The organism is Pseudomonas sp. NPDC089401 (genome assembly GCF_044749485.1).
GTDB lineage: Bacteria > Pseudomonadota > Gammaproteobacteria > Pseudomonadales > Pseudomonadaceae > Aquipseudomonas.
The window spans coordinates 113,581-133,400 of sequence record NZ_JBIVIA010000001.1 but is presented as its reverse complement, the minus strand read 5'-3'; the positions used below and the strand labels follow the sequence as shown (position 1 = coordinate 133,400).

General features: G+C 65.1%; 20 protein-coding genes. 12 read left to right on the top strand and 8 right to left on the bottom strand.

All coding sequences use genetic code 11. The features are described 5' to 3' along the window. Nucleotides 1–87: 87 nt before the first annotated feature. Entirely contained in the window at nt 88–801 is a 714-nt protein-coding gene (locus ACIP21_RS00630; protein ID WP_400682777.1) for a UTRA domain-containing protein, read from the bottom strand. A 318-nt stretch (nt 802–1,119) separates the two neighbouring features. On the opposite strand from ACIP21_RS00630, the gene ACIP21_RS00625 reads away from it, so the two are divergent. From ACIP21_RS00625 to ACIP21_RS00600, 6 genes are all read left to right on the top strand, one after another. After that, on the top strand, nt 1,120–2,184 hold the full coding sequence (locus ACIP21_RS00625) for an ABC transporter substrate-binding protein (RefSeq protein ID WP_400682774.1): 1,065 nt from the start codon (nt 1,120–1,122) through the stop codon (nt 2,182–2,184). 131 nt (nt 2,185–2,315) lie between these two features. Then, on the top strand, nt 2,316–3,122 hold the full coding sequence (locus ACIP21_RS00620; protein WP_400682772.1) for an alkaline phosphatase family protein: 807 nt from the start codon (nt 2,316–2,318) through the stop codon (nt 3,120–3,122). Beyond that, on the top strand, nt 3,119–3,958 hold the full coding sequence (locus ACIP21_RS00615; protein WP_400682769.1) for an ABC transporter permease: 840 nt from the start codon (nt 3,119–3,121) through the stop codon (nt 3,956–3,958). The genes ACIP21_RS00620 and ACIP21_RS00615 overlap by 4 nt, the downstream gene beginning before the upstream one ends. Beyond that, entirely contained in the window at nt 3,948–4,742 is a 795-nt protein-coding gene (locus ACIP21_RS00610; protein WP_400682768.1) for an ABC transporter permease, read from the top strand. The genes ACIP21_RS00615 and ACIP21_RS00610 overlap by 11 nt, the downstream gene beginning before the upstream one ends. Nucleotide 4,743: 1 nt before the next feature. Beyond that, nucleotides 4,744–5,733 carry an ABC transporter ATP-binding protein gene (locus ACIP21_RS00605; protein WP_400682766.1) on the top strand — a complete coding sequence of 330 codons (990 nt, stop codon included), beginning with the start codon at nt 4,744–4,746 and terminating at the stop codon, nt 5,731–5,733. A 14-nt stretch (nt 5,734–5,747) separates the two neighbouring features. Then, entirely contained in the window at nt 5,748–6,401 is a 654-nt protein-coding gene (locus tag ACIP21_RS00600; protein WP_400682763.1) for an HAD family hydrolase, read from the top strand. A 111-nt stretch (nt 6,402–6,512) separates the two neighbouring features. On the opposite strand, the gene ACIP21_RS00595 is transcribed toward ACIP21_RS00600, so the two are convergent. Next, nucleotides 6,513–7,475, bottom strand: a complete 963-nt coding sequence (locus ACIP21_RS00595) for an NAD(P)H-quinone oxidoreductase (RefSeq protein WP_400682760.1) — start codon at nt 7,473–7,475, stop codon at nt 6,513–6,515. 144 nt (nt 7,476–7,619) lie between these two features. Here ACIP21_RS00595 and ACIP21_RS00590 point away from each other — a divergent pair, with 144 nt between their 5' ends. Continuing rightward, complete coding sequence (locus tag ACIP21_RS00590) at nt 7,620–9,701, top strand: carboxy terminal-processing peptidase (RefSeq protein WP_400682758.1); 2,082 nt, start codon at nt 7,620–7,622, stop codon at nt 9,699–9,701. Nucleotides 9,702–9,815: 114 nt separating this feature from the next. After that, nucleotides 9,816–10,787 carry an EAL domain-containing protein gene (locus tag ACIP21_RS00585; RefSeq protein ID WP_400682755.1) on the top strand — a complete coding sequence of 324 codons (972 nt, stop codon included), beginning with the start codon at nt 9,816–9,818 and terminating at the stop codon, nt 10,785–10,787. A gap of 66 nt (nt 10,788–10,853) precedes the next feature. On the opposite strand, the gene ACIP21_RS00580 is transcribed toward ACIP21_RS00585, so the two are convergent. The 6 genes from ACIP21_RS00580 to ACIP21_RS00555 form a co-directional block, all read right to left on the bottom strand. Continuing rightward, nucleotides 10,854–11,222: a hypothetical protein gene (locus tag ACIP21_RS00580; protein ID WP_400682754.1), complete on the bottom strand. Its 369-nt coding sequence runs from the start codon at nt 11,220–11,222 to the stop codon at nt 10,854–10,856. Next, complete coding sequence (locus ACIP21_RS00575; protein WP_400682752.1) at nt 11,219–11,557, bottom strand: multiprotein-bridging factor 1 family protein; 339 nt, start codon at nt 11,555–11,557, stop codon at nt 11,219–11,221. Before ACIP21_RS00575 ends, ACIP21_RS00580 begins: the two co-directional genes overlap by 4 nt. 99 nt (nt 11,558–11,656) lie before the next feature. Beyond that, nucleotides 11,657–12,097, bottom strand: a complete 441-nt coding sequence (locus ACIP21_RS00570; RefSeq protein WP_400682749.1) for a YkvA family protein — start codon at nt 12,095–12,097, stop codon at nt 11,657–11,659. Between the two features lie 279 nt (nt 12,098–12,376). Further along, entirely contained in the window at nt 12,377–13,144 is a 768-nt protein-coding gene (locus ACIP21_RS00565) for an FKBP-type peptidyl-prolyl cis-trans isomerase (RefSeq protein WP_400682747.1), read from the bottom strand. Between the two features lie 283 nt (nt 13,145–13,427). Further along, the gene (gene pcaQ / locus ACIP21_RS00560; protein WP_400682745.1) at nt 13,428–14,360 is read right to left on the bottom strand and encodes a pca operon transcription factor PcaQ; all 933 of its coding nucleotides are present in this window, start codon (nt 14,358–14,360) and stop codon (nt 13,428–13,430) included. A 10-nt stretch (nt 14,361–14,370) separates the two neighbouring features. Continuing rightward, nucleotides 14,371–15,300 carry an AraC family transcriptional regulator gene (locus ACIP21_RS00555; RefSeq protein WP_400682743.1) on the bottom strand — a complete coding sequence of 310 codons (930 nt, stop codon included), beginning with the start codon at nt 15,298–15,300 and terminating at the stop codon, nt 14,371–14,373. A 416-nt stretch (nt 15,301–15,716) separates the two neighbouring features. On the opposite strand from ACIP21_RS00555, the gene ACIP21_RS00550 reads away from it, so the two are divergent. From ACIP21_RS00550 to ACIP21_RS00535, 4 genes are all read left to right on the top strand, one after another. Beyond that, complete coding sequence (locus tag ACIP21_RS00550; protein ID WP_400682740.1) at nt 15,717–17,057, top strand: MFS transporter; 1,341 nt, start codon at nt 15,717–15,719, stop codon at nt 17,055–17,057. 219 nt (nt 17,058–17,276) lie between these two features. Further along, on the top strand, nt 17,277–17,987 hold the full coding sequence (locus ACIP21_RS00545; protein ID WP_400682737.1) for a fumarylacetoacetate hydrolase family protein: 711 nt from the start codon (nt 17,277–17,279) through the stop codon (nt 17,985–17,987). A gap of 20 nt (nt 17,988–18,007) precedes the next feature. Next, nucleotides 18,008–18,766: an SDR family oxidoreductase gene (locus ACIP21_RS00540; protein WP_400682734.1), complete on the top strand. Its 759-nt coding sequence runs from the start codon at nt 18,008–18,010 to the stop codon at nt 18,764–18,766. 22 nt (nt 18,767–18,788) lie between these two features. Beyond that, nucleotides 18,789–19,739, top strand: coding sequence for a 2-hydroxyacid dehydrogenase (locus tag ACIP21_RS00535; RefSeq protein ID WP_400682732.1), 951 nt, complete (start codon nt 18,789–18,791; stop codon nt 19,737–19,739). The last annotated feature ends 81 nt before the right edge of the window (nt 19,740–19,820 follow it).

Genomic DNA, 19,820 nt, shown 5'->3' with positions numbered 1-19,820 from the left:
GGTAAACCCGCTCCCACAGGGAATTCACAGGCCTGGGGCCAGCGCAGTACCTGTGGGAGCGGGCTTGCCCGCGAAGAAGCCAACGCCTCAACCAGCCTGGGCACGAATACGAATGGCATCGTGCCGCCAATACTCCAGGTCACAGTCGATCAAGTGCCCATGCTGGTCGCTGTTGACCCGGGTGATATGCAACCCCGGGCTGCCCACCGACACCTTCAGCGCCGCCGCCGCCTCCACCGGCAACGCCGTCGGCAATATCTCGAAGCACACCTGCCCATAGGCGATCCCGTACACCCGCCCATAGATCTCGGTCAGCGACTGCGCCAGGTCCTGCTCGAGGATCTCGGGGAAGTACTTCGGATTCAGGTAATGCTCGGCATACAGCACCGCCCGCCCATCGATCCGCCGCAACCGACAGATCCGCACCACGCGGGACAGCGCCGGCAGCTGCAAACGCGCACAGATCGCCGCGGGCGCTGCCTGCAGGCGTGCCGACAGCAACTCGGTGGTGGCAGCCCGCCCCTGGTCCCGCACCATGGCGTGGAAGTGGCTGCGCTCGATCAGGTCATAGGTCAACCGCTCGGGCGCGACGAACCAGCCGCGTCGTTCCTCGCGGTAGATCAGCCCCTGGGCCTCCAGCTGCACCAGGGCCTCGCGCAGGGTGATGCGCGTGGTAGCGAACACCTCGCTGAGCTTGCGTTCAGCCGGCAACTTGCCGCCCGGCAGCAACAGGCCGTGCTCGATCTGCTCCTGCAAGGCATGGCAGATGGCTGTTACCGCACGCGGAGGCGTCGACTGCATCGAAAGGTTACCTATCTGGACTAGTCCAGCCCCAGAAAGGGGCCTGTGGAGAATAGTGCAGCCTAGGCAGAGCTGATGAACATCCTGTGACAAAGGCCTGGAGCTGCTGTTGCCAGAAACGCGCCAACCCAGCAAAGCCGGGCCGGCTACGTGGTCTACGCTGTAGTTTCAGGACCTCTGGCGGCCTTGCCCTACATCAAACTGTCACGCGGGCGGGCTACCTTGGCTCAAGCTTTGCTGACCTAGACCAACGGTCACCAGACACCCGTTTCACCCTATAACAACGATCGCTGAAGGCACCCATTCAAGGAGCTTCGAATGAAAAAGTTGTTCATGGCGTCACTGCTCGGCTCGGCCATTACCCTGTGCACCTCGACCATGGCCGCCGGCCCTGACCTCAAGGCCCTGGAAGACGCCGCCCGCAAGGAAGGCGCCATCAACAGCGTCGGCATGCCCGATGCCTGGGCCAACTGGAAAGGCACCTGGGACGACCTGGCCAGCAAGTATGGCCTCAAGCACAGCGACACCGACATGAGCTCGGCCCAGGAAATCGCCAAGTTCGAAGCGGAGAAGGACAACGCCAGCGCCGACATCGGCGACGTGGGTGCCGCGTTCGGCCCGATCGCCGCCAGCAAGGGCGTGACCCAGCCGTACAAGCCGAGCACCTGGGACCAGGTGCCCGAGTGGGCCAAGGACCAGGACGGCCACTGGGCGCTGGCCTATACCGGCACCATCGCCTTCATCATCAACAAGGACCTGGTCAAGGAAGGCGAACGCCCGAAGACCTGGCATGACCTGGAAAAAGGCAAGTACAAGGTCGCCATCGGTGACGTCGGCACCGCCGCCCAGGCCGCCAACGGCGTGCTGGCCGCGGCCATCGCCTACCAGGGCAGCGAAAGCAACATCGAACCAGGGCTGCAACTGTTCACCAAGCTGGCCCAGCAGAAGCGCCTGTCGCTGGCCAACCCGACCATCCAGACCCTGGAGAAGGGCGAGGTGGAAGTCGGCGTGGTCTGGGACTTCAATGGCCTGAGCTACCGCGAGCAGATCGACCCCAAGCGCTTCGAGGTGCTGATCCCGTCGGACGGCTCGGTGATTTCCGGCTATACCACGGTGATCAACAAGTACGCCAAGCACCCCAATGCCGCCAAGCTCGCGCGTGAGTACATCTTCAGCGACGCCGGGCAGGTCAACCTGGCCAAAGGGCATGCGCGGCCGATCCGTGCCGAGCACCTGAAGCTGCCGGCGGACGTGCAGGCCAAGCTGCTGCCCAACGAGCAGTACAAGGCCGCCCAGCCGATCAAGGATGCCGCGGCCTGGGAAGCCACCTCCAAGGCCCTGCCGCAGAAGTGGCAGGAGCAGGTGATCATCGAGATGGAGTAAGGGGCTAGCTTTTGTAGTGCCTGATCCGGCCCTTTCGCGGGTGAACCCGCTCCCACAGGTATGGCGCACGCTGCCCGTGTGGGAGCGGGTTTACCGCGAAGAAGCCAACGCGGTTCAAGACTGGAGCCACCATGCAACACAACGTCATCCTGGTACTGCTCGACGGCCTCAACTACCAGGTCGCCCACCACGCCATGGGCCACCTGCACGCCTACGTCGAAGCCGACCGCGCCGCGCTGTACCGCGTGGAGTGCGAACTACCGTCGCTGTCGCGGCCGCTGTACGAATGCATCCTCACCGGCGTGCCGCCGATCGACAGCGGCATCGTGCACAACAACGTCAACCGCCTGTCCAACCAGCGCAGCGTGTTCCACTACGCCCGCGAGGCCAACCTGGGCACGGCGGCGGCGGCCTATCACTGGATGAGCGAGCTGTACAACCGCTCGCCCTTCGACCCCCAGCGCGACCGCCACACCCATGCGCCCAAGCTGCCGATCCAGCATGGCCTGTTCTACTGGGACGACCGCTACCCCGACTCGCACCTGCTGGCCGACGGCGAGTACCTGCGCCGCCGCCATGCGCCGAACTTTTTGCTGGTGCACCCGATGAGCATCGACGACGTCGGCCACCGCCACGGCCTGGACAGCAGCCAGTACCGCAACGCCGCGCGCAGCGTCGACATCCTGCTCGCCGACTACCTGCCGCACTGGCTCGAAGAGGGCTACCAGGTGCTGGTCACTGCCGACCACGGCATGAACAACGACCGCTCGCACAACGGCCTGCTGGCCGAAGAACGCGAAGTGCCGCTGTTCGTGTTCGGCGACGCCTTCAGCCTCGACCCCGCAGCCAAACCGCTGCAGACCGAGCTGTGCGGGACCATCTGCGAGCTGCTCGGCGCGGCCCACGACAAGACCGTCTGCCGGGAGCTGCTGAAGTGAGCGCGCGCCCTCGCGGCCGCTACCTGGCCCTGCTCTGCCTGCTGCCGTTCGCCGTGTTCTTCGTGATCTTCCAGATCGCCCCGCTGGCCTGGGTGGCGATCAACAGCCTGCAATCGGAAGCCGGCTGGGGCGTGGACAACTTCAGCAAGGTGTTCGCCTCGAAGTTCTACCTGCAGGCGCTGCAACGCAGCCTGGAGATCAGTTTCTGGTCGAGCCTGTTCGGCATCGTCATCGCCACCCTCGGCGCCTACTCGCTGCGCCAGGTGGACTCGAAGCTGCGCGACTTCGTCAGCGCCTTCGCCAACATGACCAGCAACTTTGCCGGGGTGCCGCTGGCCTTCGCCTTCATCATCCTGCTCGGCTTCAATGGCGCGCTGACCCTGCTGCTGAAAGAGATCGGCCTGCTCGAAGACTTCAGCATCTATTCCAAGAGCGGCCTGATCCTGGTGTACACCTACTTCCAGATCCCCCTCGGCGTGCTGCTGCTCTACCCGGCCTTCGACGCCCTGCGCGACGACTGGCGCGAGTCGGCGGCGTTGCTCGGCGCCAGCCACTGGCAGTTCTGGCGGCACATCGGCCTGCCGGTGCTGACCCCGGCGCTGCTCGGCACCTTCGTCATCCTGCTGGCCAATGCGCTTGGCGCCTACGCCACTGTCTATGCCCTGACCACCGGCAACTTCAACGTGCTGCCGATCCGCATCGCCGGCCTGGTGGCCGGTGACATCAGCCTCGACCCGAACCTGGCCAGCGCCTTGGCGATGGTGCTGGTGGGCCTGATGACACTGGTCACGGTGGTCCATCAGTGGCTGCTCAAGAGGAGCTACCATGCGCGCTGAAAAATCCAATGGCGGGCTCTACCATCGGCTGATGGTGTACCTGCTGTTCCTGATCCTGCTGCTGCCACTGGCCGGCACCCTGCTCTACTCGCTGGCCACCAGCTGGTCGGCCAGCCTGCTGCCCAGCGGCCTGACCTTCAAGTGGTACATCGCCCTGTGGAGCGAGCCGCGTTTCCTGGCCGCCTTCGGCCAGTCGCTGCTGGTGTGCGTGGGCGCGCTGCTGCTGTCGGTGGTGCTGATCCTGCCGCTGCTGTTCGTGGTGCACTACCACTTCCCCAGGCTCGACGCGCTGATGAACATCCTCATCCTGCTGCCGTTCGCGGTGCCGCCGGTGGTGTCGTCGGTGGGCCTGCTGCAACTCTATGGCAGCGGCCCGATGGCCATGGTCGGCACGCCGTGGATCCTGATCGGCTGCTACTTCACCATCGCCCTGCCCTTCATGTACCGGGCGATCACCAACAACCTGCAGGCGATCAACCTGCGCGACCTGATGGACGCCGCCCAGCTGCTCGGCGCCAGCACCTGGCAGGCTGCCCTGCTGGTGGTGCTGCCCAACCTGCGCAAGGGCCTGATGGTGGCGCTGCTGCTGTCGTTCTCGTTCCTGTTCGGCGAGTTCGTGTTCGCCAACCTGCTGGTCGGCACCCGCTACGAGACCCTGCAGGTGTACCTGAACAACATGCGCAACAGCAGCGGCCACTTCAACAGCGCGCTGGTGATTTCCTACTTCGCCTTCGTGCTGGTGCTGACCTGGGTCGCCAACCGCCTGAACAAGGACAAACCCTGACATGAGCTTCGTCAGCGTACAGAACCTGCAGAAAAGCTACGCCGGCAGCCCGGTGTTCGAGAACATCGACTGCCACATCGAACGCGGCGAGTTCGTCACCCTGCTCGGCCCCTCCGGCTGCGGCAAGTCCACCCTGCTGCGCTGCATCGCCGGGCTGACCCCGGTGGACGGCGGCAAGATCCTCCTCGACGGCCACGACATCGTGCCGCTCAGCCCGCAGAAGCGCGGCATCGGCATGGTGTTCCAGAGCTATGCCTTGTTCCCCAACATGACCGTGGAGCAGAACGTCGCCTTTGGCCTGCGCATGCAGAAGGTCAAGGCCGACGAGAGCCTGGTGCGCGTGCGCGAGGCGCTGGAGCTGGTGGAACTGGGCAGTTTCGCCGGGCGCTACCCGCACCAGCTGTCCGGCGGCCAGTGCCAGCGCGTGGCCCTGGCCCGCTCGCTGGTGACCCGCCCGCGCCTGCTGCTGCTCGACGAGCCGCTGTCGGCGCTGGACGCACGCATCCGCAAGCACCTGCGCGAGCAGATCCGCGCGATCCAGCGCGAGCTGGGGCTGACCACCATCTTCGTCACCCACGACCAGGAAGAGGCGCTGACGATGTCGGACCGCATCTTCCTGATGAACCAGGGGCGCATCGTCCAGAGCGGCGATGCCGAAACCCTCTACACCGCGCCCGTGGACCTGTTCGCCGCCGGCTTCATCGGCAACTACAACCTGCTCGACGCCGACGCCGCCAGCCGCCTGCTGCAACGCCCGGTGGCCGGCCGCCTGGCGATCCGCCCGGAGTCGATCACCCTGGGCCTTGACGGTGAACGGGATGCCGAAGTGCGCAGCCACAGCCTGCTCGGCAACGTGATCCGCTACCGGGTGCGGGTGCGCGAGGTGGAGCTGGTGGTCGACGTGCTCAACCGCTCGCCGCAAGACCTGCACGGCGACGGCCAACGGGTATCCTTGTCGATCGACCCCACGGCACTGCGAGAAGTGGCCTAAGGAGCATTCATACGATGGCACTGGCAATTTTCGATCTGGACGAAACCCTGATCCATGGCGACTGCGCGTCGTTGTGGAGCGAGCAGATGGCCCGGCTGGGCTGGGTCGACGGCAAGGACTTCCTGCGCCGCGACCATGAACTGATGGAGGCCTACGGCAAGGGCCACCTGCGCATGGAGGAGTACATGGCCTTCAGCCTGGAGCCGATCGCCGGGCGCACCCTGGAAGAGGTCGAGCACCTGGTCGAGCCGTGGGTGGAGGATGTGATCGAGCCGATCATCTACGGCGACGCCTGCCGCTGCATTGCCGAACATCGCCAGCGCGGTGATCGCGTGCTGATCATTTCCGCTTCGGGTACCCACCTGGTAGGCCCGATTGCCGCGCGACTGGGGGTGGACGAGTACCTGGCGATCGAGCTGGAGGCGGTGAACGGGGTGTACACCGGCAAGACCCATGGGGTGCTGACCTACCGCGAAGGCAAGATCACCCGCTTGCTGGAGTGGCTGGACCAGGAGCAGGAGAACCTGGAGGGGGCGAGTTTCTATTCCGATTCACGCAACGATCTGCCGTTGTTGCTGAAGGTGGATCATCCGTATGCAGTGAACCCGGATGCGGTGCTGCGAGAGCATGCCCAGACCAATGGCTGGCCGGTATTGAGCTGGCGCTAAGATTTGCATGGGCTGTACCGGCCTCTTCGCGGGTAAACCCGCTCCCACACGGGTTCGAATACTGTGCAATCCCTGTGGGAGCGGGTTCACCCGCGAAGAGGCCCGGCCTGCTTACGCCAGGCTAGGGTCGATGACCATCACCAGCTTGCCGGAAACCTGGTTGCTCGCAAGCTCGGCATACGCCGCCTGGGCAAACTCCACCGGGTAGGTATCGACCAGCTGCGGCGACAGCCGCCCTTCGCCGAACAGTGGCCACACCTGCTGCTGCAATTCGCGCAGCAACTCGGCCTTGAAGCCATCGTCACGGTTGCGCAAGGTCGAGCCGGTGATCTCCAGGCGCTTGCCCAGCACCTGGGCCAGGTCCAGTTCGAACGTGCGCCCACCCATCAGGCCGATGATCACCCAGCGACCGTCACGTGCCAGCAGCTTCAGGTTGAGTTGGCCGTAGCTGGCACCGACCGGGTCGAGAATCACGTCGAACGGCCCGAAGCCTTCCAGCGCCTCGAGGTTCTCGTTGCGCACCACACCACCCGCGGCGCCCAGCGCCTCGCAGTAGTCCAAACGGTCCTGGGAGCCGACACTGACCCACACCGGGTTGCCGAATGCCTTGCACAGCTGGATCGCCGCCGAGCCCACGCCACTGGCCCCCGCATGCACCAGCACCTTCTCGCCGGCCTTCACCGCACCGAGCTGGAAGATGTTCAACCAGGCCGTGGCATACACCTCGGGCAGCGCCGCCGCCTCGTGCAGGCTCAGGCCCTCGGGCACCGGCAGTACATGGCGGGCGTCGACCACCACTTCCTCGGCCATGGCGCCGCTGGCCAGCAACGCGCACACGCGGTCACCGACGCGCCAGTCGGCACCGGCACCGACTTCCTCGACCACCCCGGCGCACTCCAGGCCCATGTACGGGCTGGCGCCAGGCGGTGGTGGATACAACCCATTCATTTGCAACAGATCGGCGCGGTTCAACCCCGCGGCAGCCACCCTGATGCGCACTTGGCCCGCGTCACAGGCCGGGCGTTCAGCCTCGACCCAGGCCACATGTCCGTCAACGCCTTGCAATGCCTTCACAGTGCCTCCATAGTTGAATCACATGACTGAGCCTGGAGAGCCCGCTCCCCAGGCTTTTTGCAGTATTTGTCCGGCTCCTGTGGAACCGGCGAACGGAAAAGACGGCCTACTATGCGTGATCAATTGCCTCCACGTCGAATCAGCATGAAGCATTTCCTCCCCAGCACCGCCCTTGCCCTTATGGTTGGCCTGGGCAGCCTTGCGCTCGGCGGCAATGCGGCGGCCGCCAACAAGTGGGACAGCCTGCAGCCTGACCGCGACGAGATCGTCGCCAGCCTCAACGTGGTGGAACTGCTCAAGCGCCACCACTACAGCAAGCCGCCGCTCGACGACAAGCGCTCGGTGATCATCTACGACAGCTACATCAAGCTGCTGGACCCGGCGCGCAGCTACTTCACCGCTGCCGACATCGCCGAATTCGACAAGTGGAAGACGCAGTTCGACGACTTCCTCAAGAGCGGCAACCTCGACCCTGGCTTCACCATCTACAAGCGCTACCTCGACCGGGTCAAGCAGCGCCTGGACTTCGCCCTGGCCGAGCTGGCCAAGGGTGTCGACAAGATGGACTTCACCACCCACCAGACCTTGCTGATCGACCGCAAGGATGCGCCGTGGATGAAGGACCAGGCCGAACTCGACGACCTGTGGCGCAAACGCGTCATGGACGAAGTGCTGCGCCAGAAGATCGCCGGCAAGGAGCCCAAGCAGATCCAGGAAACCCTGACCAAGCGCTACAAGAACCAGCTGGCGCGCCTGGACCAGACCCGTGCCGAGGACATCTTCCAGGCCTACATCAACACCTTCGCCCAGTCCTACGACCCGCACACCAACTACCTGTCGCCGGACAGCGCGGAAAACTTCGACATCAACATGAGCCTGTCGCTCGAAGGCATCGGTGCGGTGCTGCAGAGCGACAACGACCAGGTCAAGATCGTGCGCCTGGTGCCGGCGGGCCCTGCGGCCAAGACCAAGCAGGTGGCCACCGCCGACAAGATCATCGGCGTCGCCCAGGGCAACAAGGAAATGGTCGACGTGGTCGGCTGGCGCCTGGACGAAGTGGTCAAGCTGATCCGCGGCCCGAAAGGCTCGGTGGTGCGCCTGGAGATCATCCCGGCGAGCAACGCGCCGAGCGACCAGACCACCAAGATCGTCTCGATCACCCGCGAGGCGGTGAAACTCGAGGAGCAGGCGGCCAAGAAGTCGATCCTCAACCTCAAGCAGGACGGGCGTGACTACAAGCTCGGCGTCATCGAGATCCCGGCCTTCTACCTGGACTTCAAGGCCTACCGCGCCGGTGACCCGGACTACAAGAGCACCACGCGCGACGTGAAGAAACTGCTCACCGAACTGCAGAAGGAAAAGGTCGACGGCGTGGTCATCGACCTGCGCAACAACGGCGGCGGTTCCTTGCAGGAGGCCACCGAGCTGACCAGCCTGTTCATCGAGAAAGGCCCGACCGTGCTGGTACGCAACAGCGACGGGCGCGTCGACGTGCTCGAAGACGAAAACCCCGGTGCCTTCTACAAAGGCCCGATGGCGCTGCTGGTCAACCGCTTGTCGGCCTCCGCCTCGGAGATCTTCGCCGGTGCCATGCAGGACTACCACCGCGCGCTGATCATTGGTGGCCAGACCTTCGGCAAAGGCACCGTGCAGACCATCCAGCCGCTCAACCACGGCGAGCTGAAGCTGACCCTGGCCAAGTTCTACCGGGTTTCCGGGCAGAGCACCCAGCACCAGGGCGTGCTGCCGGACATCGACTACCCGTCGATCATCGACACCAAGGAAATCGGCGAGAGCGCCCTGCCCGAGGCCATGCCATGGGACACCATCCGCCCGGTGGTCAAGCCGGCGGCCGACCCGTTCAAGCCGTTCCTCACCGACCTCAAGGCCAAGCATGACGCGCGCAGCGCCAAGGATGCCGAGTTCACCTACATCCGCGACCGCCTGGCCCTGACCCAGAAACTGATGGACGAGAAGACCGTCAGCCTCAACGAGCAGGAGCGCCGTGCCCGCCACGACGATGTCGAAGCCAAGCAACTGGCCATGGAAAACATCCGGCGCAAGGCCAAGGGCGAGGAACCGCTCAAGGAGTTGAAGAAAGTCGACGAGGACGCCCTGCCGGACGAGGACGACAAGACCAAGCCGGAAGACGACGCCTACCTGGCCGAGACCGGTCGCATCCTGATCGACTACCTCCGGGAAAGCAGCACGGTGGCCAAGAAATGATTCGACCGATGATGGCAGATTAATGTGATCCGTCATCAAACAGTCATCGTGCTGTCGTGAAATAGAAGGGCCGGGCATGTGAATGCCCGGCCCTTTCATTTTCAGGATCCCGTCATGACCGTTGCCGAACAGCTCACTGCCTTGGGTGCCATATTGGCTCAACGCAGCATTCACAGCCTGTTCCAGCCGATCATCCAGCTCAGCGAACGACGCATTCATGGCCATGAAGCGCTGACCCGCGGCCCGTCCAACAGCCCGCTGCATTCGCCGTTGAACCTGTTCGCCATTGCCCGCCAGGCTGGCCGCCTGACCGAACTGGAGGCCGCCTGCCGCGAAAGCGCGTGCCGGCGCTTCAGCGAGCAGCAGCTGGACGGCAAGCTGTTTCTGAACATCTCGCCGGAATCGTTGCTGGAGCCACACTACCCGTCCGGGCGCACCCTCAAGCTGCTCGAGCAGGTCGGCCTGGAACCCGGCCGGGTGGTGATCGAGCTGACCGAACAGACCCCCACCGACGATTTCCAGCTACTGTCCAATGCCCTGCACCATTATCGCGACATGGGCTTTTCCATCGCCCTGGACGACCTGGGCGCGGGCTATTCGAGCCTGCGCCTGTGGTCGGAACTGCGCCCGGAATACGTGAAGATCGACCGGCATTTCATCGATGGCATCCACTGCGACCCGCTCAAGCGCGAGTTCGTCGGCTCGATCCTGCAGATTGCCAGGGCGTCGAAGGCCCAGGTGATTGCCGAGGGCATCGAGCTGGCGGAGGAGCTGGCGGTGCTGACCGAGATGGGCGTGGACCTGGTGCAGGGCTACTTGCTGGGTCGGCCGCAGGAGCTGGGGCTGCGGGACGGCCAGCCGGTGCTGGCGCAGGTGATGCCGGTGGCGTCGGGCGGGCAACCCACGGTGGGGTTGAATGCCTCGCTGGGGCAAATCATGGAATTGTTTGGCCGCCATGAGCACCTTGATTCATTGGAAGTGCTCGGCGTCGATGGCAGACCGTGTGGTCTGGTTTACAGGAATGCGTTGCCTGTGCTGGCCTCTTCGCGGGTGAACCCGCTCCCACAGGGTAATCACTGTCCTTGAATACTGTGGTGTACCTGTGGGAGCGGGTTCACCCGCGAAGAGGCCGGTACAGGCAATACCAACTGCTCAGGCATGCTCGGGATAGCTGTACTCGAACACCCTGACCACCTCGGAAGCATGCCACGAGGCCGCTTCCATGCCATCGACCGGCCCGGCAAAGCGCCCCAGACGCTCCACGCATTCGAAAAAGCCGGTACGCGGCAGGCGGCTGGCCCCCTGGCTGATCACCAGCGAGCTGCGCAGCGGCTGCTCGGCACGGGCATCGAGCACCGCCAGGTACTCCAGCGCGGCGGTCAGCGTCTGCATGGCCGGGCTGGGCAGTTGCAGGCGCTCGATCAGCGCACGGTAGGTGAGCAGGTGGCGTTGTCGGCGGGCCAGGTCAAGCTCGTCCAGCAGGTTTTGCCAATGCTGTCGGCTGATCCTGACCTGGCTCATGACGGCTCGCTCCAGCCGGCCACCCCCAGGTGCCAGGCCAGGGCTCGGCGGATCGCCGCATCCGGCTGGCGTTCGCCCGATTCGATCATGGCCAGGTACGCCGGGCTGACCCCGACATTGCGCGCCAATTGCTCCGGCGCGATACCTTTGGCCTGGCGAATCTGTGCCACTTCCTTGAACGCGGGCAGGCTCACCGCCGCTGCGCTCGATTCTTCCGTTGCAGCAACCGCTTCGGCAGGTGCCTGCCCGGCGGCCTTGAGCAACGCCTGGTACTGCTCCCAGGGCACAACGGCGTACTCGGGCTGACCGTCCCGGCTGATGACCTGAATACCCATACAACCCCCTTACGTAGGATTACGGCATGTAATCCGTAGGCATAACGCTTATGCCAATTATATTACCAACCGCGAGGGTCTGTGGGAGCTGCTTCGAATTCAGTGCACATCGCGCTCCAGGCGCAGGGCTTCGGGGGTATCGGGCAGGCGCTCGACCACGCGCAGGCGTTCAGGCGCCTGGCTGTCGCGCCAGGCCTTGAAACGCGCCAGCTCATCGGCCACGGTTTTCAGCACCCAGCCAAGCACGGCGATGTCATCGAGAAAACCGACACCGACGATCCAGTCGGGGATGGCGTCGAGCGGGCTGACGAAATACAACAGGCCCGCGACGATGGTCACCAGCGCCTTGGGGCTGATGGCTCGGTATTCGCCGCGCCACCAGGCCAGGCACAGCAACTGCAACAACTTGACGTCCTCACGCAACTGACCGATGCGCGGGCCCTTGCGGGCCACGGCGAACAACAGGGCCGGCAACCGACCACGGCTGAGCAGGCGCTCGGCCAGGGGCAGGAAGCGGGCAAAATTCCAGGGTGCGCTCATGGAGCCTCCAGCAGGGTCGGGTTATCCACATTTATTGTGGATAACCTTGTGAACAGGGCAAAGTTTCTGACGGCAGGCGCCCGGTCGGCAAGGGCCCCGGTCAGATCGGGCGTTTTTTACACAGTCGTTTCAGTTGCGCAAACGATTTGCGTCAGAAGCGTCCAGTGTCCTCACACTGCCCTTGCTGGGACAGCCTCTGCAACCCGAGGTTCGGTGAAGGATCCTTCACAAACGACAACGCCCCGTCAAGACGGGGCGTTGTCGGTGCAGCTGCCGCGATTACTTGGCAGGCGCTTCGGCCGGGGCCTCGGCAGGGGCATCGGCTTCAGGAGCCTCACCGCCCTGCAGCTGGGCCGGGTCCTTGATGGCGATCAGTTCCAGGTCGAACACCAGGACCGAGTTCGCCGGGATCAGCGGGCTCGGGCTCTGCGCGCCGTAGGCCAGTTCAGCCGGGATGAACAGCTTGTACTTCTCGCCGACATGCATCAGCTGCAGGCCTTCGACCCAACCCGGGATCACGCCGCTGACCGGCAGGTCGATCGGGCTGCCGCGCTCTACCGAGCTGTCGAACACCTTGCCATCGATCAGCTTGCCTTCGTAGTGGACGGTGACCACGTCGGTCGGCTTGGGCTGCGGGCCATCGGCCTTCTTGACCACTTCGTACTGCAGGCCCGAGGCGGTGGTGACCACGCCAGGCTTCTTGGCGTTCTCTTCGAGGAATTTCTTGCCAGCCGTGGCGGCTTCGGCGCTGGCCTTGGTCAGGCGCTCTTCGGCGCGCTTCTGCAGCGCGGTGAAGGCCTCTACCAGCTCGTCGTCCTTGATGCGTTGCTCCTTCTTGCCGACGGCGTCTTCGATGCCGAGGGCGACCGCTTTCGAATCAAGGTCTTCCATGCCTTCCTGAGCCAGGCTCTTGCCCATGTTCAGGCCGATACCGTAGGAGGCTTTCTGTGCCGGAGTCTTCAGCTCGGGGCTGCTGGCTTGTTGATCACAGCCAGCCAGTACCAGGCCTACCAGGGCAACCGCAGCCGCCAGACGATGCTGTTTCATGCTATTTCCTTGTTCATGCGCCATGAGGGCAATCAGGGTAAAGCCGCGAGCTTAGCAGGCGGCCATAACCAATGGCTACCGGCATAGGAGCGGCTTTTACGTAGGAAGTTCAGTGGGTAAACGCTTCTTCATGCAAGGTTTACAGCCACTGGCCAGTATTGACCCTGGGTGCCGGGTTTGCCTGGGTTTTGTGGCTTTTTATTTCTGGGGGTTCTGAGAAGAGATGAAAGGAGGATGAGCTGAAAAAGGGTCAGGGCTTACAGGTGCCAGCCGCGACAAAGCCTCAAGGATACCGCCCCTCCCGGTACTCCCCCGCCACCTCACGCAACACCTCGCCCACCCACTGCCCCGGCAGACTCAAAGGCAAGGCGGCATTGCGGCAAATCCCCACCGACCCGCCTGGCTCCTGCACGCCCAGGTCCAGCTCGGCCAGTTCGCCCCGGCGCAAGTCCAGCAGCACCGCGTCACGCGGTGCCACCCACAACGCGTCGCTGCCCAGCAGGTAACGCCGGCTCAGCGCCAGTGACAGGGTCTCCAGGCGCTGCGTCGGCATCTGAATGCCGCACTGCACGAACAGGCTGTCGGCATGCTGGCGGATGGTGGTGCCCGGCGGCGGCAGCACCAGCGGGTAGTGCCCGACCCGCTGCCGATCCACCGGTGCGTGCGCCAGCAGCGGGTGCCCAGGCCGCACCACCAGGGCCATCGACTCGCTGTACAGGTGCTCGAACGACAACCCCTGGATCTGCGGGCTGTCGGTCATGCGCCCGACCACCAGCTCCAGCTCGCCCAGGTGCAACTGGCCGAGCAGTTGCGCACTGACCCCGGTCACCACGCTGATCACCAAGGCCTCATGGCGCTGATGCAGGCGGCACAGCACCTCGGGCATCAGCAGCCCCTCGACCGTCGACAGCACGCCGATGCGCACCTGCGACGGCGCCCGCGCCTCGCCGCGCAGGCTGCTCACGCCATCGCGCAGGGCCTGCACGCTGGGCCCGGCGTAGCGCATGAAACGGGTGCCGGCCGGCGTCAGCTCGACACCCTGACGGCTGCGTTCGAACAGGCGGGCCTCGAGCAGGTCCTCGAGTTCCTTGAGGGTCTTGGAGATCGCCGGCTGGCTGATCGCCAGGCTGTCGGCGGCCCTGGCCAGGCTGCCCTGCCGGGCAATCTCCAGGAAGCACAGCAGGTGGCGGTACTTGATGCGGGTGTCGAGATTCATGCCGGCAAGCTTACCGCATCGCCACCTGCGGCGTATCCGGGTCGCGCTGCTGGCGGCGGAACTGCCCCGGCGGCAGGCCGTGGATCTGCCGGAAGCGCCTGGAAAAGTAGGCCTCATCGGCAAAACCGCAGAGCCGCGCCACCTCGCCCACCGGGCGGCTGCCGTTGAGCAGGTAGTTGCGTGCGGCGTGCATGCGCCGCTCCAGCACCAGCTCGCTGAAGGTCTTGCCGATTTCCTTGCGCAGCCAGTGGGTCAGGTAGGTCGGCGACAGGTAGGTGGCGGCGGCGACCTTGTGCAGGTTGAGGTCGGGGTCGTCGATGTGCCGGCGCAGGTATTCGCTCATGCGGTTCAGCGCAGCGCGGCGGCTGAGCTGGGCGGCGTTGTTCTCGGCCAGTTCGCGCAAGGGTTCGGCGTACAGCCCGCAGACCTGGCCGATCAGCTGCAACAGCAGGCCCTTGAGCATTTCACGGCTGCCGAAGCGGCGGTTGCCGTCGAGCGTGCGCATGCGCTCGAGCAGCTGGCGGACCTCGGCGAAATCGGCTTCGTCGAGGCAGAAGTCCAGGTGTTCCTGGAAACGGAACGGCGACAGCTCCGGCGCCTGCAGGATCGACACTTCCTCGAGGTCCATCGGGTCGCAGGCCAGGTGCGGCAAGAGAAAGGTCTGGGAGAAGTTGATCACCACGAAATCGCTGTCGGCGGGATGCGGGATCACATGCACCCGGTGCGGCAGGATGAACGCCAGGGTGTTGCGCCGGAACGGTCGCTCGACGTTGCCGATGTGCTGCACCGTGTCGCCGCCGAGGTTGACCTGGATCTGGAAGTACTCGTGGCGATGGGGTGCGGTCTCGGCCGGGCGGCCGCGCTGGTCGCGGATGTAGAAATCCATCAGCTCGCTGCGCTGCTGCATGACGTAGGTCGGGACCTCGCGCTTGGGGGGCATGGGCTTGCTCCAGTCTGTAGGCATGGCGACGCCTGCCCCGGCCCTTCCGCGGGTAAACCCGCTCCCACAGTTACAGCGCAGCCTTCAAGCCAGGTGGAATACCTGTGGGAGCGGGTTTACCCGCGAAGAGGCCAGCGCAGGCAATACTAGTTGTACGATGTCACTCACCAACCAATTTAAACCCGTCTGCAAAAACCTGCGCAACCGCAAATCTTCACAGCCCGCTAAAAACGCGACATCCAGCAAAAAAAACCGCTAAAACCCCACCTCCTGGTTTTCTTGGACAGTACAGCCCTCCCCCTCCTCCAGTGAAAAAAACGGTCTAAATCCACCGTTGCATTCACAGCGTTGTACGACCACCTTAGAAAAGGGACTGCAGCCCAACCTCTACCAACAACAACAAACGAGGTCGACTCATGTCGAGCACCCCCAACGCCCGCGCCGCGTCGTCGTACGCGCTGGACGCGGCTCCTGCCCAGCGCCTGCCCACCCGCCGCCGCTGGTTCATGCTGTCGCTGCTGCTGGTGGCGACCATCATCAACTACGTCGACCGGGTCAACATCTCCATCGCCGCACCGTTCATGGCCAAGGACCTGGGGCTGGACAAGGTCGAGATGGGCCTGATCTTCTCCGCCTTCGCCTGGACCTACGCCCTGGCGCTGGTGCCCGCCGGCTTCATCGCCGACCGCTTCGGCTCGCGTTTGACCTACGGCGTATCGCTGATCAGCTGGTCGGCGGTCACCGTCGCCCAGGGCCTGGCCAGCGGCTTTGCCTCGCTGTTCGGCCTGCGCCTGGCAGTCGGCGCCATGGAGGCCCCGGCGTTTCCGGCCAACAGCCGCGCGGTCACGGTGTGGTTCCCGGCCCGTGAGCGCGGCATGGCCAGCAGCATCTACGTCTGCGGCCAGTACCTGGGTACCGCGCTGTTCACCGGCGCGCTGCTGTGGCTGGCGACCACCTACGACTGGCGCCACGTGTTCTACAGCACCGGCCTGGTCGGCATCCTGTTCGGCGTGGTGTGGCTGTGGCTGTACCGCGACCCGCTGAACTGCAAGAAGGTCAGCCAGGCAGAACTGGCCTACATCGAAGACGGCGGCGGCCTGGTGAAAAGCAGCCAGCAGCGCACCCGCTTCGACTGGCGCCAGGTCGCCGAGCTGTTTCGCTACCGCCAGGTCTGGGCGATCTGCCTGGGCAAGTTCGCCAGCACCTCGGCGCTGTACTTCTTCCTCACCTGGTTCCCCACCTACCTGATCGAGGAGCGCCAGCTGACCCTGATCAAGGTCGGCATCTTCGCGGTGATGCCGTTCATTGGCGCCACGGTGGGCATTCTCCTGGCCGGGATCGTCTCCGACCTGCTGATCCGCAAGGGCTACTCGCTGTCCTTCGCCCGCAAGCTGCCGCTGGTGGTGGGTTCGATGCTGGGCATGTCGATCGTGCTGGTGAACTTCACCGACTCCAACGTGCTGTGCATCGCCATCCTCACCCTGGCGTTCTTCGCCCAGGGCATCGCCTCGGCGTCGTGGGCGGCGGTGTCGGAGGTGGCGCCCAAGGAACTGATCGGCCTGACCGGCGGGATCACCAGCCTGGCGGCGAATATCGGCGGCATCGTCACGCCGATCGTGATTGGCGCGATCGTGCATGCCAGCGGGTCGTTCGCCATGGCGTTCTGGTTCATTGGCGCGGTGGCGTTGATGGGGACCCTGTCCTACTCGCTGCTGCTTGGAAAGCTGTATCGCATTGAATTGAAGACGGCGGCCTGATCCACGGGATGTGTCGACTGTACTGGCCTCTTCGCGGCTAAAGCCGCTCCCACAGGGATTGCCCAAAGCCTGGAGGCAGCGCTGTACCTGTGGGAGCGGCTTTAGCCGCGAAAGGGCCGGCACAGGTTACCTGGATAGTCCAAAACAACCCCGCATTCGTCCAACTTTGCCGGCCAGCCCCTGACATACGCTGGCCACTCCAGTACCGAGGATCCCCCCATGACCTACCTGTTCAACCCGCCGGCCATCGTCAGCCTGCCAATCCGTGGCAGCACCGCACGCTTCCCGGTCGGCCGGGTGTTCTGCCTGGGCCGCAACTACCCATGGCCCGAGTCCTACGGCCCGGCGCCACAGGAGCCGGTGTTCTTCATGAAGCCGGCGAGCAACGTGGTCGAGGCCCAGGGCGAGCTGCCCTTCCCGCCGCAGACCGACGAGTTCTGCCATGAGATCGAGCTGGTCGCGGCCATCGCCATCGGCGGCGCCGACATCGCCCCGGAGCAGGCCCTGGACCATGTGTTCGGCTTCGCCGCCGGCCTCGACCTGACCCGCCGCGACCACCAGCGCAAGGCCAAGGCAGAAGGTTTGCCATGGGAAGCCGCGAAGGTGTTCGAGGCCTCGGCGCCGATGACCGCCATCGTCCCGGCCGCGCAACTGCCCTGGCCACTGGATGCGGCCCTGTGGCTGCAGGTCAATGGCCAGGAGCGCCAGCGCGCCCACCTGGGCCAGCAGACCTGGGCGCTGGCCGAGGTGATCAGCCGGCTGTCCCGGCAACTGCCGCTGCGCCCCGGCGACCTGATCATGACCGGCAGCCCGCCCGGCGTGGCGCCGCTGAACCCGGGCGATGTGATCCACGCCGGCATCGACGGCATCGGCGAACTGCAACTGCGCGTCGGCGCCCGCCCTGCCGGGCAAGCCGCCAACGCGGCCTGAAACCACAGGAGTAAAACGAGATGACCCAGCACAAGAAAATCGCCCTGGTCACCGGCGCCGGCAGCGGCATCGGCCGCGCCGTCGCCCTCGCCCTGCTCGAAGACGGCTTCAGCCTGGTGCTCGCCGGGCGCCGCGCCGAGCCGCTGCAAGCGCTGGTCGAGCAGGCCCGCGCCGCAGGCGGCGAAGCCCTCGCCGTGCCCACCGACGTGCGTGACGAACAAAGCGTGGCGCAGCTGTTCGCCACCATCGAGGAAGTCCACGGGCGCCTCGACGTGATCTTCAACAACGCCGGCATCAATGCCCCCGCCGTGCCGATCGACGAGCTGCCGCTGGAGAACTGGCGCAACGTCATCGCCACCAATGTCGACGGCGTCTTCCTCTGCGCCCGCGCCGCGTTCGGCCTGATGCGCCGCCAGCAGCCGCAAGGCGGGCGGATCATCAACAACGGCTCGATCTCGGCGCACACCCCGCGCCCATTCACCGCGCCCTACACCGCCAGCAAGCACGCAGTGCTGGGCCTGACCAAGGCGCTGGCGCTGGACGGCCGCCCGTACGACATCGTCTGCAGCCAGGTGGACATCGGCAACGCCCTCACCGAGCTGTCCGAACGTATGACCCGCGGCGTGCGCCAGGCCAATGGCGAGATCGCCGCCGAACCGATGCTCGACGTGCGCCACGTGGCCGACGCAGTGCGCTACATCGCCGCGCTGCCGCTGAGTGCCAACGTGCTGAACATGACCGTGATGGCCAGCAACATGCCCTTTGTCGGCCGTGGCTGAACCCGCTTTCAAGGAGTGACCGATGAAACCTGAAATCCTGCAACTGAGCCCGATCCTGATCCCGCAGATCCGCGAGCGCCTCGAAGCGCTGTTCACCGTGCACCGCTACTACGAGCAGGCCGACAAGGAGGCCTGTGTCCGCCAGCATGGCGGCAACATCCGCGGCGTGATCACCGGTGGCCACACCGGCATCAGCCAGGCGCTGATGGCGCGCCTGCCCCAGCTCGAAGTGGTGGCGGTCAATGGCGTGGGCACCGATGCGGTGGACCTGGCCTACGCCCGTGATCGCGGCATCCAGGTGACCGCTACCATCGGCGCCCTGACCGAGGATGTCGCCGACCTGGCCATCGGCCTGCTGATCGGCTTGTGCCGGGGCATCTGCACCGGTGACCGCTTCGTCCGCGCCGGGCGTTGGGCCACCAGTGCCACGCCATTGGCCCCGTTGCCGTTGGCCCGCCAGGTATCGGGCATGCGCGTGGGCATCGTCGGCATGGGCCGGGTCGGCCAGGCGGTGGCGCAGCGGGCGGCAGCATTCGGTTGCCCGATCCGCTACACCGACTTGCAGGCGCTGGATGTGCCTTATGGGTTCGAGGCTGACCTGGTGCAACTGGCCAGGGACAGTGATGCGCTGATCCTGGCGGCGGCTGCCGACAAGGGCGAGGCACTGGTCAACCGTGAAGTGCTGCGGGCGCTGGGGAACGAGGGCTACCTGATCAACATCGCCCGCGGCAAGCTGGTGGATGAGCCGGCGTTGGTCGCGGCGCTGGAAGCTGGCGAAATCGCCGGGGCGGCGCTGGATGTGTTTGCCGATGAGCCGCGGGCGCCGGAGGCGTTGTTCGGGCGTGAGGACGTGGTGCTGCAGCCGCACCGGGCCAGCGCCACGGTGCAGACCCGCACGCGCATGGGGGAGAAGGTGGTGGCTAGCCTGGTGGACGTGTTTGCCGGGCGTGCACCACAGGGGTTGGTGATCTAGGTAACCTGTACTGGCCTCTTCGCGGGTGAACCCGCTCCCACAGGAAGCGCACAATGCCTGAGGCCTGCGCGGTACCTGTGG

Excerpts from the sequence above, each read along its gene's own strand:
- ACIP21_RS00585 (WP_400682755.1), top strand. The coding sequence starts at position 9,816 with ATGACCGTTGCCGAACAGCTCACTGCCTTGGGTGCCATATTGGCTCAA.
- ACIP21_RS00550 (WP_400682740.1), top strand. The coding sequence starts at position 15,717 with ATGTCGAGCACCCCCAACGCCCGCGCCGCGTCGTCGTACGCGCTGGAC.
- ACIP21_RS00590 (WP_400682758.1), top strand. The coding sequence starts at position 7,620 with ATGAAGCATTTCCTCCCCAGCACCGCCCTTGCCCTTATGGTTGGCCTG.
- ACIP21_RS00610 (WP_400682768.1), top strand. The coding sequence starts at position 3,948 with ATGCGCGCTGAAAAATCCAATGGCGGGCTCTACCATCGGCTGATGGTG.
- ACIP21_RS00540 (WP_400682734.1), top strand. The coding sequence starts at position 18,008 with ATGACCCAGCACAAGAAAATCGCCCTGGTCACCGGCGCCGGCAGCGGC.
- ACIP21_RS00625 (WP_400682774.1), top strand. The coding sequence starts at position 1,120 with ATGAAAAAGTTGTTCATGGCGTCACTGCTCGGCTCGGCCATTACCCTG.
- ACIP21_RS00575 (WP_400682752.1), bottom strand. The coding sequence starts at position 11,557 with ATGGGTATTCAGGTCATCAGCCGGGACGGTCAGCCCGAGTACGCCGTT.
- ACIP21_RS00545 (WP_400682737.1), top strand. The coding sequence starts at position 17,277 with ATGACCTACCTGTTCAACCCGCCGGCCATCGTCAGCCTGCCAATCCGT.
- ACIP21_RS00620 (WP_400682772.1), top strand. The coding sequence starts at position 2,316 with ATGCAACACAACGTCATCCTGGTACTGCTCGACGGCCTCAACTACCAG.
- ACIP21_RS00580 (WP_400682754.1), bottom strand. The coding sequence starts at position 11,222 with ATGAGCCAGGTCAGGATCAGCCGACAGCATTGGCAAAACCTGCTGGAC.
- ACIP21_RS00570 (WP_400682749.1), bottom strand. The coding sequence starts at position 12,097 with ATGAGCGCACCCTGGAATTTTGCCCGCTTCCTGCCCCTGGCCGAGCGC.
- ACIP21_RS00605 (WP_400682766.1), top strand. The coding sequence starts at position 4,744 with ATGAGCTTCGTCAGCGTACAGAACCTGCAGAAAAGCTACGCCGGCAGC.
- pcaQ (WP_400682745.1), bottom strand. The coding sequence starts at position 14,360 with ATGAATCTCGACACCCGCATCAAGTACCGCCACCTGCTGTGCTTCCTG.
- ACIP21_RS00565 (WP_400682747.1), bottom strand. The coding sequence starts at position 13,144 with ATGAAACAGCATCGTCTGGCGGCTGCGGTTGCCCTGGTAGGCCTGGTA.
- ACIP21_RS00630 (WP_400682777.1), bottom strand. The coding sequence starts at position 801 with ATGCAGTCGACGCCTCCGCGTGCGGTAACAGCCATCTGCCATGCCTTG.
- ACIP21_RS00600 (WP_400682763.1), top strand. The coding sequence starts at position 5,748 with ATGGCACTGGCAATTTTCGATCTGGACGAAACCCTGATCCATGGCGAC.
- ACIP21_RS00555 (WP_400682743.1), bottom strand. The coding sequence starts at position 15,300 with ATGCCCCCCAAGCGCGAGGTCCCGACCTACGTCATGCAGCAGCGCAGC.
- ACIP21_RS00535 (WP_400682732.1), top strand. The coding sequence starts at position 18,789 with ATGAAACCTGAAATCCTGCAACTGAGCCCGATCCTGATCCCGCAGATC.